Genomic DNA, 13836 nt, shown 5'->3' with positions numbered 1-13836 from the left:
TCAGGCTACTCTCACACCATGGACGACGGCCTGCGTTTCGATCGAGGAGCCCGGTACGGTGCCGCGATCGTCGCGGCGATGTTCGCGACCTACCTCGCCGTCGCTTCCGACTTCTCCGCGATCGTGCAAGCCGAGATGTACGCCGGCACCATCACCAACGACATGCCGTACGTCGACACGCTCCAGTTCGTGCTCGTGGTCGCGACCCTCGTCGTCGCGTTCGCCCTGCTGCCCACCTCGGCCATGCGTCGCGTGGGCGGCGTGACCGTCGCGTGCGTCGCGCTGTTCCTGTGGGCCACCTTCGGGTTGCTGCGCGGTGCGGGCCACCTCGCACACCTCGACCCGCTGTGGGAGGTCGTGCTCAACCAGGGGTTCATCGCGCTGCTCGCCGGGGTGGGCGGCTGGGTGATCGCGCGGGGGCGGCATCCGCTGTCGTGGGTCGTCGTCGTCATCGCGCTCGTGCCGCCCATCGTCGGTCCGCGGCTGGTCGAGGCGAACGTCACGAGCGGCGGCTACGCGCTGGCGATGCAGGGCATCGTCGTCGTCGGAGGGTTGGCCGCGGTGTGGGCGGCGGCGGGCGTCGACCGGTGGGCGCGTCGGCGCTTCAGTGGTCGGGATGCAGCGACGCGTCGGCGGGTACGCTCCGCCACGACACGAATCGAACCGTGAGACCGGCGCGCGTCGGCGCGCAGCAGAACGGCCCGGCCGCGACCTCCGCCCGAGGATCGAGCGGCGCCACCCGGACGAGCCGCCAGTCCTCCTCGTCGACGCGGGCCCTGATCGTGACGGCGTCGCCCGACCTGCTCGCGCGCACGGTGACGACGCGACCAGCCCAGTCGGCTACGGGCGAGAGCGACCAGTCCGACATCCCGCGGGTCACCACCGCGCCCAGACTGTCGGCGCCGTCGCTGTGCTCGATCCCGGCCTTGATCCACGTCTCGTCGTCGACGCGCAGGAAGACGCCTGCCTGATCGAACTGCGCGGCGAAGTCGAGGACGAACGCTACTTCGACGGCGGTGTCGGGCTGCATCGGGGCGAGCAGAGCGTGTTCGTCGTCGTGGACGAACCCATACGACGTCACGCGCCAGGCATCGCTCCCCTCGCGTGCCGTCACGAACAGGTCGTCGCCGTCGAGCGCCGTCTCGGCGGGCTCGTTCGTCCACGAGCCCGCGGACCAGTCGATGTCGGTCATGCGATTCCTCTCGGGTCAGTCGCGCAGCTGGGCCAGCAGGGCGGCGTGGTCGGTGGTGCCCGCGAAATCGACGATCCGGCCTCCCGCCAGCCGCAGGAAGCCGAACTCCGCGACATTGACGTGCCGTCGGGTGGGCCGGATACCGCGGAACGGCCCGATGTGCGTGCCGCTGGCGCGCACATGCGCGGCGATGCGGTCGTCCTCCACGACGAGCTGGATGCGGCGCACCTGCCAATCGGGAAAGGCATCGAGCACCTCGACGACGTCGGTCATCCAGGCGTCGGCTCCGCCCGGCAGGTGCGCTCGCCGGACGTTCGGGTCGATGAACGAGCGAATGGCGTCGAGGTCGTGGCGGTTGCAGGCTTCCAGGTAATCGGCGTACCAGGCGTGCATCTCCCACGGCTCCACCTGCCCATTATCGGCGGGTGGTGACCAGGTACCGCACCGTCAGCGCGACGCTACGGCGTTCTCGTAGGCCCGCATGGCGGCATCCTGTGCGTCCGCGAGCGCTTCCTCGGCGGTCTTGTCGCCGAGGAGGGCCGCCGTCACCGCGTTGTTCAGCTCGTTCTGGATGTCCTGCCCGGCGGGGGAGGACCCGAACGAGGTGCCGTAATCGACCACGTCGTAGTAGGTCGCGACGACCTGGTCGAAGCCCTCGTTGCCCGACGGCGTGACCCACTTCTCGCGGATCTCCTGGTCGGGCTGCGGCGATCCCGTGAACAGGCCGGTGTTGGCGCCGCCGTCGGCGGCACGCGTCGCAGCGCGTGCTTCGCCCGCCGCGTTCCACGCCTCGCCGCTCGTCAGAGCCGAGACCCACGCGCAGGCCGCGCCGGGGTTCTTCGCTCCGGCCGGGATGACGAAAGCCTGGCCGCCGGACACCGAGAACGGCTCACCGTCGCTGTCGCGGAACGGCACCGCCTCGATGTCGATCTGCTCGAGGTAGGGCGAGAGGACGTTCGGGTACCACTGCGCGTTGACCTGCGCACCGACCTGATCGGTGACGTACTGGTTCGCATCGCCGAACGTGTCGAACGCGTCGGTGAAGCTCTTCACCTGCGCGAACCCGCCCTGCGCGTCGTTGATCCGCTGCAGCAGCTCCATGCCCGCGAGGTTGCTCGGGTCGTCGAGGGTCGGCACGCCGTCGTCATCGGTGAGCTGGCCGCCCGCGCCGAGGATCCACAGCGCGGACTGACCGGTCGACACCGGGTCGAGGCCAAGTCGCGTCGGAACTCCGCCGGATTCCTGGTACATCTTCTCGATGGCGGCCAGCAGGACGTCGGGCTGCGAGGTGTCGATCTCGTCCGCCGTCACGCCCGCGGCGTCCATCACCCGCTTGTTGAGGATGATGGCCGGTGGCTGGTAGAACTGCGGCGCACCCCACACCTGATCCTCGTAGCGCACGTCGTCGACGACCGACTCGTACCACCGGTCGTCCGCGTCGACGTCCTGTGCCTCGAAGCAGCTGTCGAGGGGCATGATGAGGCCCTGTGCCGCGTACTGCGTGACGTAGCGGCGATCCATCTGCACGACGTCGGGCACGTCGCCGCTCGCGATGCGGGTCGTGAACTTCTGCGAGTCGAAGGCCGTGGCATCCAGCTGCACCTCGACATCCGACAGCTGCTCCGCCGCATAGTCGAGTCGCGCGGTGCCGACGTCGTCGGCGTTTTCGAAGCCCCACGCCGCGAGGGTTCCGGTGGGCGTCGCCGAGAAGTCGACGTCGTCCGCGGTGCCGGCGTCGTTGCTGCATCCCGCCAGCACGATGACGGATGCCGCGGCCACCGCGGTCGTTCCGATCAGTCGATTGCGCATGTGATTCCTCCTGTCGTGGTCCCGCGCGAGCACGCGGATCATCCCTTGCGGCCCTGGGTGGCGACGCCTTCGATGAAGTAGCGCTGCCCGAAGGCGAAGAGGATGAGCATGGGCAGCGTGACGATGAGCGAGGCCACCATCACGTACTGGTAGTCGCCCTGGCCGCCGGCGGTAGGGCTGTACTTGGTCATCGCGTAGGCGATGCCGAGCGGTGCGGTGAACTCGTCGACCGAGCCGGCGTTGAGGTAGATGAGCGCGGACTGCAGGTTGTTCCAGCTCGCCTGGAACTCGAACAGGAACACGATCACGAACGAGGGCACCGACAACGGCATCGCGATGCGCCAGAAGAGCCCCCAGTAGCTGGCGCCGTCGATGCGCGCCGCCTCGAAGAGCTCGCGCGGCAGGCCGAGGAAGAACTGGCGCTGCAGGAAGATGTAGAACGCCGACCCGAAAAGGTTCGCGCCCCATAGCGGGACCCAGGTGCCGAGCAGGCCCGTCTCTTTCCAGATCAGGTAGACCGGGATCATCGTCACGGCGCCGGGGAGCATCATCGTGGCGAGCACCAGTCCGAACAGGAGCTTGCGTCCGGGGAAGGAGAAGTAGGCGAACCCGAACGCGACGATCGAGCTCGAGATCGACACCGCCGTCGCCGCCAGCAGCGCGATCGCGACGCTGTTGAACATCCAGCTGAGCAGGGGGAGCTGGTTCCACACCTCGGCGTAGTTCTCGGGCACGAAGGTCTGCGGGATGAGGCGGTTGTCGAACACCTCGCCGCGGGGCTTGAAGCTCGCCGCGAGCAGCCACGCGAACGGGTACAGGAACAGCAGGGCGAAGCCGGTCGAGATGGCGGCGAGCGTGACGCGGCCGACGACGGTCTTCGGGGTGCGGAACCTCGTCGCCATCAGCGGTCGCCCTCGTAGTAGACGAAGCGGTTGCCGAACTTCACCTGGATGACCGTGACGGCCATGATGATGACGAACAGCAGCCAGGCCATGGCCGCCGCGAACCCGAAGTTGAACTGCCGGAACGCCTGCTGGAACAGATAGATGGCGTAGAACAGCGACGCCTCGGGCGACGCGTTGCTCTGATCCCGCCAGAAGAGCAGATACGCCTGGTCGAAGACCTGGAAGGCTGCGATCGACAGCACGATGACGTTGAAGAACATCGCGCCCGAGATCATCGGCAGCGTGATGGAGAAGAACTTCCGCACCGGGCCGGCGCCGTCGAGGGATGCCACCTCGTACAACTCGACGGGGACGTTCTTCAGCGCGGCGAGGAAGACCACCATCGTGCCGCTGACGGTCCACAGCGCCATGATCACGATGCTGGGTTTCACCCACGCCGGGTCGACGAGCCATTGGGGACCCTGGATGCCGATGGCGGCGAGCCCCTGGTTGATCGCGCCGGAGTTGCCGTTGAGCAGGAGGAAGAAGACCGCGGCCGTCGCGACGGCCGGCGTCATCTTCGGCAGGTAGTAGAGCGTGCGGAAGATCCCCGCGCCGCGACCCATCCGGTTCAGCAGCAGCGCGAGCACGAGCGCGAACATGATCTCGAGCGGCACGGCCATGACGGCGTAGAACAGCGTGTTGGCCAGGGATACGGCAACGCGGGGGTCTTCGAACAGCCGGGCGTAGTTGTCGAAGCCGATGGGGCGTGACGAGTTCGTGGCGAGGTTGTAGCTGCTGAACGAGATGTACAGGCTGTAGATCATCGCCCCGACGGTGAAGACGAGGAAGCCGATGATCCACGGCGTCAGGAAGAGGTAGCCCGCGAGCGCTTCGCGCTTGTTGTACTTCTGCCGGATGCGCCCCGGCCGTGTGGCGCCGACCGTCGTCGGTCGCGCGCGAGCGGTACTGCTTATGTCGTCCTCCAGGCCTCGAACCCGCAGGACCTGATGGATGCCGTCCTGTGGGGCCGAAGCTAGAAGAAGCGAGAAGCGGTTCCCCAGTGGCTTGACACGGCGGCATCCCTCGGGCAGTGCTCGCCGGGCAGCCCCGATCAGGCTGACGTGGTCACAGCGACGAGGAGATGCCTGCGTGCTGGTTCATCTCCGCGACGAAGCTGGTCCCCGTTGCGACCACCTCGACCTTGAAGCCCGCCGCATTCTCGAGCCAGCCGGCGTAGTGCTGCGGGCCGCCGGCGTGCGGGTAGCGCTCCTGGTACAGCGGCATCCATCCCGCGGTCGGGGCGTCGGCCATGATCGCGTCGACCTCGGCGGGGGAGCCGCCGTGGAAGGCCAAGTGGTTCAGCCCCGGGCGCCGACGGTCGTGCTCGGTGCCGACCGTGTTCGGCGAGGTGGTGAGCGTCAGGTAGGCCCCGCCCGCCGCCCACGACTCGCCCTGCGGCCACGTGCTCTCGAGGTCGAAGCCGACCCGCCGAAGCAGCCAGCCCCAGTCGGAGCGTGCGCTCTCGATGTCGCTGACCCAGAGCTCGACGTGATGGAAACCTGCCATGGGTCCCAGTCTCATACAGACGCGACCTACAGCTTCGCGGTCATCTGCACGCGCGGGCCAAGGGCGTCGAGGCCGATGCGCTCCTCCGTCTCGACGAGCATGAGCTCGAACTCCGAACGCGGGTCGGTCACCGCGAAGCCGAGGCGTTCGTAGAACGGGGCGTTCCAGGGCACGTCGGCGAAGGTGCGGAGCGACATCCGATCGTGGCCGCGGTCGCGCGCGTACGCCATCGCCGCCTCGACGAGCTTGCGGCCGTACCCGCGGCGAGCGTGCTCGGGCGACACCGACAGCTGTTCGAGGTGGGCATGACCCTCGAGCTCGAGCACATGAACGAACCCCGCGACCACCCCGTCACCGACGTGGGCGACGAGCAGGAATCCCGGCTCCGCAGCGCGAGAAGACCCGGGCGGAGCCGGCCACCAGGTGGGCGGGTCGAGCAGATCGCGCAGCAGCGCGTCGGCGTCGTTCTCGATGTCTTCGAGGAGATTCAGCTCCCCGGGGCTGGGCGGGCGGATGTCGAGCGGCACGGCCCGATCGTATCGAGCGGCGTTCACTCGACGATGAGCCGGTAGCCCATGCCGGATTCGGTGAGCAGGTGCTCGGGATGCGCGGGATCGGCCTCGAGCTTCTTCCGCAGCTGCGAGACGTAGAGACGCAGGTACCCGGTGTCGTTGACCTGCTCGGTGCCCCACAGCTCCTTCAGCAGGTCCTGCCGGGTCACGAGTGCCCCGGGGGTTCGGGCGAGGAAGTCGAGCATCCGCCACTCGGTCGGCGTGAGGTGCACGCGCTCGCCGCCGCGCGTGACGGTCTTGGCGGCGCGGTCGATCTCGACATCGGCGAACCGCACGACGGCGACGGATGCGGCACCGCCGGCCCGCCGGGTCAGCGCGCGCAGTCTCGCGAGCAGCTCGTCGATCTGGAAGGGCTTGGTGACGTAGTCGTCAGCCCCGGCGTCGAGCGCCGCCACCTTGTCTGCCGACCCGGTGCGCCCCGAGACGACGATGATCGGCACGGCGCTCCATCCCCTCACGGCCTCGATCACGGCGACGCCGTCGAGGCGCGGCATCCCCAGGTCGAGCACGATCACATCGGGATGCTCGGACGCGGCCGCCGCGATCGCCGCCGCCCCGTCGGCGGCCGCCACGACGTCGTACCCGTGGGCCGCGAGCGTGATGCGCAGCGCCCGCACGAGCTGCGGGTCGTCGTCGGCGAGGAGGACCTTCACCCCTCGATCCTGCCGTTTTGCGCCGCCGCCGATGCCAGGGGCAGCTCGATCACCATGGTGAGGCCGCCGCCAGGGGTCTGCTCGGGCACGAGCTGGCCCCGCATCCCCTCGGTGAAGCCCTTCGACAGCGCGAGCCCGAGCCCGAGCCCGGTCGTGTTGTCGGTGTCGCCGAGCCGCTGGAAGGGCGTGAACACGTCGCCGTGACGCTCGGGCGGGATGCCGGGTCCGTGGTCGATCACGCGGACCTGGGCCCGCCCGCCCAGCGAACTCGTGCTGATGCGCACCGGCGTTCCGGCAGGCGAATGGCGGTGGGCGTTGGCCAGCACGTTGACCAGCACCCGCTGCAACAGCACCGCATCGGCGAGCACCGGCCCGATCGCCTCGTCCAGCGCCAGCTCCACCGCAGCGGGCCCGAGACCGAGCTCGTCGACCGCGGCGAGCACGGCATCGGCCGTGTCGACCGGTCGCAGGGCGACGGCGAGAGCGCCGGCCTCGATGCGGCTCACATCGAGCAGGTCGGTCACGAGCGAGGTCAGCGTGCCGAGGCTCTCGTCGGCGGTCGCGAGCAGCTCGTCGCGGTCGGCGTCGTCGAGCGCGGGGCCGGCCGCGCGGAGCCCCCCGAGTGCCGCGACGGCAGCGGCCAGAGGGCGCCGCAGGTCATGGCTCGCCGCCGAGAGGAGGGCGCTGCGTACCCGGTCGGTCTCGGCGAGCACCGACGCCGAGCTCGCCGCCCGCTGCAGGTCGGCCTGCTCGAGCGCGGCGGCGAGCTGCGCGACGACGACATCCAGCAGCCGGCGTTCCGAGCCGTCGAGCTGCTCCGACTCGCTGCCGTGGAGCTCGAGCACGGCCTCGCGTCCGACGTCGACGCGCAGGTGGCGGTCGTCGCGCACGGGCTCGCCGTCGGCGGCGATCACGGTCCCGTCCGACGCGACCAAGCGCGCACCCGACATCCCGAAGGCCTCGCGCGCCCGCGCGACGAGGGCCGGAATCGAGCCATCGCCCCGCAGCACGCTGCCGGCGACCGCCGCAAGCAGCTCGGCCTCGGCGGCTGCTCGCCGGGCCGACCGCGTGCCCCGGGCGGCGCGGTCGACGATGACGCTCACGAGGAGCGCGATGACGACGTACAGGATCAGCGCCCACGCGTGCAGCGGATCGGAGACCGTGACGGTGTACAGCGGAGCCACGAAGAAGAAGTCGAGCGTCACCCCGGACATCACCGCGGCGAAGACGGCCGGCCACAGTCCGCCGACGAGCGCGACCACGACGACGAGCAGCTGGTACGCGAGCACGTCGCTCGTGATCGACTCGGGGCTCCGCAGCGCGACGAGCAGCCACGTGAGCAGCGGACCGCCGGTCAGCGCGACGACGAAACCGAGGATCCGGCGCCGCACGCTGAGAGCGCCGCCGGCGACACGGGGCAGGGTGAAGCGGCCGCCGGCAGCGGCGTGCGTCACGACGTGCACGTCGATATCGCCCGACTCGCGGATGACGGTGGCGCCGATGCCCGGACCGCTGAGGGCCGCAGCGAGCCGGCCGCGACGGCTGACGCCGACGACGAGCTGCGACGCGTTGACCGACCGCGCGAACTCGACGAGGGCGGCGGGGATGTCGTCACCGACGACCTGGTGGTAGCTGCCGCCGAGCGATTCGACGAGAGCTCGCTGAGCGGCGAGGGCCGCCGGGTCGGCGGTGCGCAGCCCGTCCTGGCCCGACACGTGGACGGCCAGCAGCTCGCCGCCGGCCGAACGGTCGACGATGCGGGCGCCGCGCCGGATGAGCGTCTCGCCCTCGGGCCCGCCGGTCAGCGCGACCACGACGCGCTCGCGAGCCTGCCACGTGCCCCGGATGCCGTGCTCGGCACGGTAGTCCTGCAGGGCGCTGTCGACCTCGTCCGCGAGCCAGAGCAGTGCCAGTTCGCGGAGCGCCGTCAGGTTGCCGAGCCGGAAGTAGTTCGACAGGGCGGCGTCGATGCGCTCGGCGGGGTAGACGAGGCCGGCGGCGAGGCGGTCACGCAGCGACGGCGGAGCGAGGTCGACCAGCTCGATCGGGTCGGCCGAGCGCACGACGGCATCCGGCACCGTCTCGCGCTGCGCGACGCCGGTGATCTGCTCGACGACGTCGCCGAGCGACTCGATGTGCTGGACGTTGACGGTCGTGATGACGTCGATGCCGGCATCCCGGAGCTCCTCGACGTCCTGCCAGCGCTTCTCGTTGCGCGAGCCGCCGACGTTGGTGTGGGCGAGCTCGTCGACGAGGGCGACGCGCGGGGCTCGGGCGAGCACGGCCTCGAGGTCCATCTCGTCGAGCGTGACGCCGCGGTGCTCGAGGCGGCGCCGTGGAACGATCGGCAGGCCGGCGGTCATCGCGGCGGTCGCGGCCCGACCGTGGGTCTCGACGATCGCGACGACGACGTCGACCCCGGCATCCTGCAGCCGGCGGCCCTCTTCGAGCATCTCGTAGGTCTTGCCCACGCCCGGCGCCGCACCCAGCAGCACCCGCAGCCGTCCCCGCTTCACGGCATCACCCTAGTTCTCCCCGCCCGCTCGCCCCGCTCGCCCCGCTCGTGTGCGCCGCGATGCGAGGGATCGGGCACGACACCCCGCCGAGAGGCCACGCTCCCCGGCGTGCCGCCCCGCATCCCTTGCATCCGCGCCCGGTCGGAAGCTCACGGCGCGAGACCGTCCAGCGCCAGGTTCAGCTCGACGACGTCGACACGCGGCTCGCCCAGGAACCCGAGGTCGCGGCCCGCCGTGTGCGCGGCGACGAGGTCGCGCACCTCCGCCTCGGGCAGCCCGCGCTCGGCAGCCACGCGGGCCACCTGCAGCGCGGCGTAGGCGGGCGAGATGTGCGGGTCGAGGCCCGAGCCCGAGGCGGTGACGGCATCCGCGGGCACGTCGGCGACGTCGACGCTCTCGCGGTCGGCGATCGCCGTGCGGCGCTCCTCGATCGCGGTCACGAGGTCGGCGTTGTTCGGGCCGAGGTTCGACCCGCTCGACGCCGCCGCGTCGTAGCCGTCGCCGGCCGCCGAGGGGCGTGACTGGAAGTACTGCGGCAGCGCTTCGCCGTCGGCATCCGTGAAGGACTGGCCGATGAGCGACGAGCCGACGACCTCGCCCTCCGCATCGCGCAGCAGCGAGCCGTTCGCCTGCGACGGCAGCGCGAGCCCGACCAGTGAGATCAGCAGGGTGTATCCGACGCCGAGGACGAGGGTGAGGACGATCATCGCGCGGACGGCGACGGCGGAGGTGCGCAACGAGGCGCGAGCGGTGGACATGACAGGTCTCCAGGAGGGGGGCTCAGAAGCCCGGGATGAGGCTGACGACGAGGTCGATCAGCTTGATGCCGACGAACGGTGCGATGACCCCGCCGAGCCCGTACACGACGAGGTTGCGGCTCAGGATCGACGAGGCGCTCGCCGCGCGGTACTTCACGCCGCGCAGCGCGAGCGGGATGAGCACGATGATGACGATCGCGTTGAAGACGATGGCGCTCGTGACAGCGGACGCCGGCGACGACAGCTGCATGACGTTGAGCGCCGCGAGCCCCGGGAACACCCCCATGAACATCGCCGGGATGATCGCGAAGTACTTGGCGATGTCGTTCGCGAGCGAGAACGTCGTGAGGGCGCCGCGCGTGATGAGCAGCTGCTTTCCGATCCGGACGATGTCGATGAGCTTGGTCGGGTCCGAGTCGAGGTCGACCATGTTGCCGGCCTCCTTCGCCGCCGACGTGCCCGTGTTCATCGCCACGCCGACGTCGGCCTGCGCGAGGGCGGGTGCGTCGTTCGTGCCGTCGCCGGTCATCGCGACGAGGTGACCGCCCTCCTGCTCCTTGCGGATCAGGGCGAGCTTGTCTTCGGGCGTCGCCTCCGCGAGGAAGTCGTCGACACCCGCCTCTCTCGCGATCGCGGCAGCGGTCAGCGGGTTGTCGCCGGTGATCATGACGGTGCGGATGCCCATCGAGCGCAGCTCGTCGAAGCGCTCGCGCAGCCCGTCCTTGACGACATCCTTCAGGTGGATGACCCCGAGCAGCGTCCCGGCACCGGATGGGTCGAGGGTCGCGACGGCGAGCGGCGTGCCGCCGGACTGCGCGATCGCGTCGGCGTGGTGCAGCAGCTCGGCGCGGGCCTCGGCCGAGACCGGTCGTGCCGATGCGTCGAGCCAGGCGAGCACCGACCCCGACGCGCCCTTGCGCACCTGTGTGCCGTCGGGCAGGTCGACCCCGCTCATGCGCGTCTGCGCCGTGAAGGCGACCGCCACGGCGTCGCGCGGCAGCTCGCCCACCACGTGCTGCGAGGCCGCGAGCTCGACGACCGAGGTGCCCTCGGGTGTCGGGTCCGACAGCGACGAGAGGGATGCCGCGCGGGCGAGCTCGGCGCCGTCGACGCCGGTCATCGCGACGAACTCCGACGCGCGGCGGTTGCCGTAGGTGATCGTGCCGGTCTTGTCGAGCAGCAGGGTCGTCACGTCGCCGGCCGCCTCGACCGCACGGCCCGACATGGTCAGGACGTTCCGCTGCACGAGACGGTCCATGCCCGCGATGCCGATGGCCGACAGCAGGGCGCCGATCGTGGTCGGGATCAGGCAGACGAGCAGCGCGACGAGCACCGGGATGCTGACGGGCGAGGCGCTGTACGACGCGATGGGGTTCATCGCCAGCACGACCACGACGAAGACGATCGACAGGCTCGCGAGCAGGATGTTGAGGGCGATCTCGTTGGGCGTCCGCTGACGCGCAGCGCCCTCGACGAGGGCGATCATCCGGTCGACGAAGGTCTCGCCGGGCTTCGACGTGATCCTTACGACGATGCGGTCGGAGAGCACCCGGGTGCCGCCCGTGACGGCGCTGCGGTCGCCGCCGGACTCGCGGACGACGGGAGCCGACTCGCCCGTGATGGCCGACTCGTCGACCGTCGCGATGCCGTCGACGATGTCGCCGTCGCCCGGGATGAGCTCACCGGCCTCGACGAGCACGACATCCCCGAGCCGCAGGTCGGCCGAGGGCACCTCCTCGGTCGCGGAGCCGCGGGCCGCGGCATCCGTCCGCTCGTCGTATGAGACCACCCGGCGCGCGGTCGTCGTCGTGCGGGTCTTGCGCAGCGCCTGGGCCTGCGCCTTGCCGCGGCCCTCGGCGACGGACTCCGCCACGTTCGCGAAGAGGACCGTGAGCCACAGCCAGACCGCGATGCCCCAGGTGAACCCGGCCGGAACCGCCGAGCCACCCGAGGTCTCGGGACCGCCGAGGAACGGCTCCGCGATCGCGATCGCCGTCGTCAGGGCCGCGCCGACCCAGACGAGGAACATGACGGGGTTCCGCCACTGGGCGGCGGGGTTGAGCTTGCGGACCGCGCCGGGGAGGGCGGCACCGACCTGCTCGAGGCTGAACGCGCTGCGCGGGCGCGGTGCCGGGCTGGCGTCCGGGTCCGCGGACGACGGGCCGGATGAGGGCCGGGTTTCGGTCAGAGGGGCAGACATCAGGAGAGTCCTTCGGCGAGGGGGCCCAGGGTGAGGACCGGGAAGTAGGTGAGCGCGGTGATGATGACGACGACGCCGGCGAGCAGGCCCGCGAACTGCGGGCGGTGCGTCGGGAGGGTGCCAGCGCTCGACGGCACGGTGTCTTGAGCTGCGAGCGATCCGGCGAGGGCGAGGACGAGCACGATCGGGATGAACCGGCCGAGCAGCATCGCGACGCCGAGCGCCGTGTTGAGCCACGGGGTGTTGGCGGTGAGGCCGGCGAAAGCCGAGCCGTTGTTGTTCGCCGCGGAGGTGAACGCGTAGAGGACTTCGCTCAGGCCGTGGACGCCCGGGTTCCAGATCGAGGTGCCCTCGACGTCGGCGCGCACGGCCGGGATCGCGAAGCTCAGCGCCGTTCCCGCGAGCACGAGCGTCGGCGTCACGAGGATGTACAGGCTCGCGAGCTTGATCTCGCGCGGCCCGATCTTCTTGCCGAGGTATTCGGGCGTGCGTCCGATCAGCAGGCCGCCGACGAAAACGGCGAGGATCGCGAGCACCAGCATCCCGTACAGCCCTGAACCGACCCCGCCGGGAGCGATCTCGCCGAGCATCATGTTGAGCATCGGCATCATGCCGCCGAGCGGTGTGAAGCTGTCGTGCATCGCGTTGACCGCGCCGGTCGAGGTGAGCGTCGAAGCGCCGCCGAACAGCGCCGATGCGGCGACGCCGAACCGGGTCTCCTTGCCCTCCATCGCGGCGCCGGCGAGCTGCGTCGCCGTGCCGCCGCCCGACGCCTCGGCCCACGAGCCGAGGGCGATCGAGGCCAGGAAGATCCCGCCCATGACCGCGACGATCGCGTAGCCCTGGCGATCGTCGGCGACGATCCGGCCGAAGGCGCGCGGCATGGCGAACGGGATGACGAGGAGCAGCAGGATCTCGAACAGGTTCGTCCACGGCGTCGGGTTCTCGAACGGGTGGGCGGAGTTCGCGTTGAAGAACCCGCCGCCGTTCGTGCCGAGCAGCTTGATGGCCTCCTGGCTGGCGACCGGTCCGCCGGGGATCGACTGCGCCCCGCCGGCGATCGTCTGCACGTCGGTGAAGCCGGCGAAGTTCTGGATCACCCCACCCGCGAGCAGCACGACGGCCGCGACGATCGCCATCGGGAGGAGGATGCGGCCGAGCCCGCGCACCAGGTCGACCCAGAAGTTGCCGATCGTGCCGGAACGGCGATACGCGAAGCCGCGGACGAGGGCGATGGCGACGGCCATGCCGACCGCGGCCGAGACGAAGTTCTGCACGGCCAGACCCGCGAACTGCACGGTGTAGCCGAGCGTGGTGTCGGGGGAGTACGACTGCCAGTTCGTGTTGGCCACGAACGAGATGGCGGTGTTGAACGCGAGATGCTCGCTCGGTGCGGGCAGGCCGAGGCTGAACGGCAGGAGCGGCTGGAGGCGCTGCAGTCCGTAGACGATCACGACGCCGACGAGCGAGAACAGCAGCACGCCGCGGGCGTAGGCCTGCCAGGTCTGCTCGGCGCGTGGATCGACGCCGATCAGGCGGTAGACGCCCCGTTCGACGGCGAGGTCGCGCGGCGACGTGTAGACGCGAGCGATGTGGTCGCCGACGGGCCGGTACAGCAGGACGAGGATGAGGACGAGGGTCGCGATCTGCAACGACGCGAACCCGATCTGCGCGGCATCCACG

Annotated in this window: 13 protein-coding genes; 1 reads left to right on the top strand and 12 read right to left on the bottom strand. The window is 70.5% G+C overall.

What is annotated here, in order from left to right; translation table 11 throughout:
- Positions 1-18 precede the first annotated feature (18 nt).
- Positions 19-669, top strand: a complete 651-nt coding sequence (locus ACI2K6_RS08535; RefSeq protein WP_274178078.1) for a hypothetical protein — start codon at positions 19-21, stop codon at positions 667-669.
- On the opposite strand, the gene ACI2K6_RS08530 is transcribed toward ACI2K6_RS08535, so the two are convergent.
- The 12 genes from ACI2K6_RS08530 to kdpA all read right to left on the bottom strand — a co-directional run bounded on the left by ACI2K6_RS08530 (position 605) and on the right by kdpA (position 13835).
- Complete coding sequence (locus ACI2K6_RS08530) at positions 605-1192, bottom strand: DUF1349 domain-containing protein (RefSeq protein WP_282501812.1); 588 nt, start codon at positions 1190-1192, stop codon at positions 605-607. The two genes, ACI2K6_RS08535 and ACI2K6_RS08530, sit on opposite strands and share 65 nt — an antisense overlap.
- 15 nt (positions 1193-1207) lie before the next feature.
- Complete coding sequence (locus tag ACI2K6_RS08525; protein ID WP_404568408.1) at positions 1208-1600, bottom strand: ester cyclase; 393 nt, start codon at positions 1598-1600, stop codon at positions 1208-1210.
- A gap of 39 nt (positions 1601-1639) precedes the next feature.
- Positions 1640-3001, bottom strand: coding sequence for an ABC transporter substrate-binding protein (locus tag ACI2K6_RS08520; protein WP_404568407.1), 1362 nt, complete (start codon positions 2999-3001; stop codon positions 1640-1642).
- Between the two features lie 38 nt (positions 3002-3039).
- On the bottom strand, positions 3040-3903 hold the full coding sequence (locus ACI2K6_RS08515) for a carbohydrate ABC transporter permease (RefSeq protein WP_404568406.1): 864 nt from the start codon (positions 3901-3903) through the stop codon (positions 3040-3042).
- Positions 3903-4805: a carbohydrate ABC transporter permease gene (locus tag ACI2K6_RS08510; RefSeq protein ID WP_404568583.1), complete on the bottom strand. Its 903-nt coding sequence runs from the start codon at positions 4803-4805 to the stop codon at positions 3903-3905. The genes ACI2K6_RS08515 and ACI2K6_RS08510 overlap by 1 nt, the downstream gene beginning before the upstream one ends.
- 208 nt (positions 4806-5013) lie before the next feature.
- Entirely contained in the window at positions 5014-5454 is a 441-nt protein-coding gene (locus tag ACI2K6_RS08505; protein WP_404568405.1) for a VOC family protein, read from the bottom strand.
- Between the two features lie 26 nt (positions 5455-5480).
- Positions 5481-5981: a GNAT family N-acetyltransferase gene (locus ACI2K6_RS08500; RefSeq protein ID WP_404568404.1), complete on the bottom strand. Its 501-nt coding sequence runs from the start codon at positions 5979-5981 to the stop codon at positions 5481-5483.
- A gap of 23 nt (positions 5982-6004) precedes the next feature.
- Positions 6005-6679 carry a response regulator gene (locus ACI2K6_RS08495; RefSeq protein WP_282501815.1) on the bottom strand — a complete coding sequence of 225 codons (675 nt, stop codon included), beginning with the start codon at positions 6677-6679 and terminating at the stop codon, positions 6005-6007.
- Positions 6676-9195, bottom strand: a complete 2520-nt coding sequence (locus ACI2K6_RS08490) for an ATP-binding protein (protein ID WP_404568403.1) — start codon at positions 9193-9195, stop codon at positions 6676-6678. The genes ACI2K6_RS08495 and ACI2K6_RS08490 overlap by 4 nt, the downstream gene beginning before the upstream one ends.
- 149 nt (positions 9196-9344) lie before the next feature.
- On the bottom strand, positions 9345-9953 hold the full coding sequence (gene kdpC, locus ACI2K6_RS08485; RefSeq protein ID WP_274178087.1) for a potassium-transporting ATPase subunit KdpC: 609 nt from the start codon (positions 9951-9953) through the stop codon (positions 9345-9347).
- A 22-nt stretch (positions 9954-9975) separates the two neighbouring features.
- The gene (gene kdpB / locus ACI2K6_RS08480; RefSeq protein WP_404568402.1) at positions 9976-12153 is read right to left on the bottom strand and encodes a potassium-transporting ATPase subunit KdpB; all 2178 of its coding nucleotides are present in this window, start codon (positions 12151-12153) and stop codon (positions 9976-9978) included.
- Entirely contained in the window at positions 12153-13835 is a 1683-nt protein-coding gene (kdpA, locus tag ACI2K6_RS08475) for a potassium-transporting ATPase subunit KdpA (protein WP_404568401.1), read from the bottom strand. Before kdpA ends, kdpB begins: the two co-directional genes overlap by 1 nt.
- Position 13836 lies beyond the last annotated feature (1 nt).

This window comes from Microbacterium sp. NPDC006705 (genome assembly GCF_044903545.1).
GTDB lineage: Bacteria > Actinomycetota > Actinomycetes > Actinomycetales > Microbacteriaceae > Microbacterium > Microbacterium plantarum.
Note: the sequence above shows the minus strand (reverse complement) of the source record. Positions and strands in the feature narration are given on the sequence as shown.

Coding starts and splice junctions, on each gene's coding strand:
- ACI2K6_RS08535 (WP_274178078.1), top strand. CDS start 19: ATGGACGACGGCCTGCGTTTCGATCGAGGAGCCCGGTACGGTGCCGCG.
- ACI2K6_RS08530 (WP_282501812.1), bottom strand. CDS start 1,192: ATGACCGACATCGACTGGTCCGCGGGCTCGTGGACGAACGAGCCCGCC.
- ACI2K6_RS08520 (WP_404568407.1), bottom strand. CDS start 3,001: ATGCGCAATCGACTGATCGGAACGACCGCGGTGGCCGCGGCATCCGTC.
- ACI2K6_RS08515 (WP_404568406.1), bottom strand. CDS start 3,903: ATGGCGACGAGGTTCCGCACCCCGAAGACCGTCGTCGGCCGCGTCACG.
- ACI2K6_RS08505 (WP_404568405.1), bottom strand. CDS start 5,454: ATGGCAGGTTTCCATCACGTCGAGCTCTGGGTCAGCGACATCGAGAGC.
- kdpC (WP_274178087.1), bottom strand. CDS start 9,953: ATGTCCACCGCTCGCGCCTCGTTGCGCACCTCCGCCGTCGCCGTCCGC.
- kdpB (WP_404568402.1), bottom strand. CDS start 12,153: ATGTCTGCCCCTCTGACCGAAACCCGGCCCTCATCCGGCCCGTCGTCC.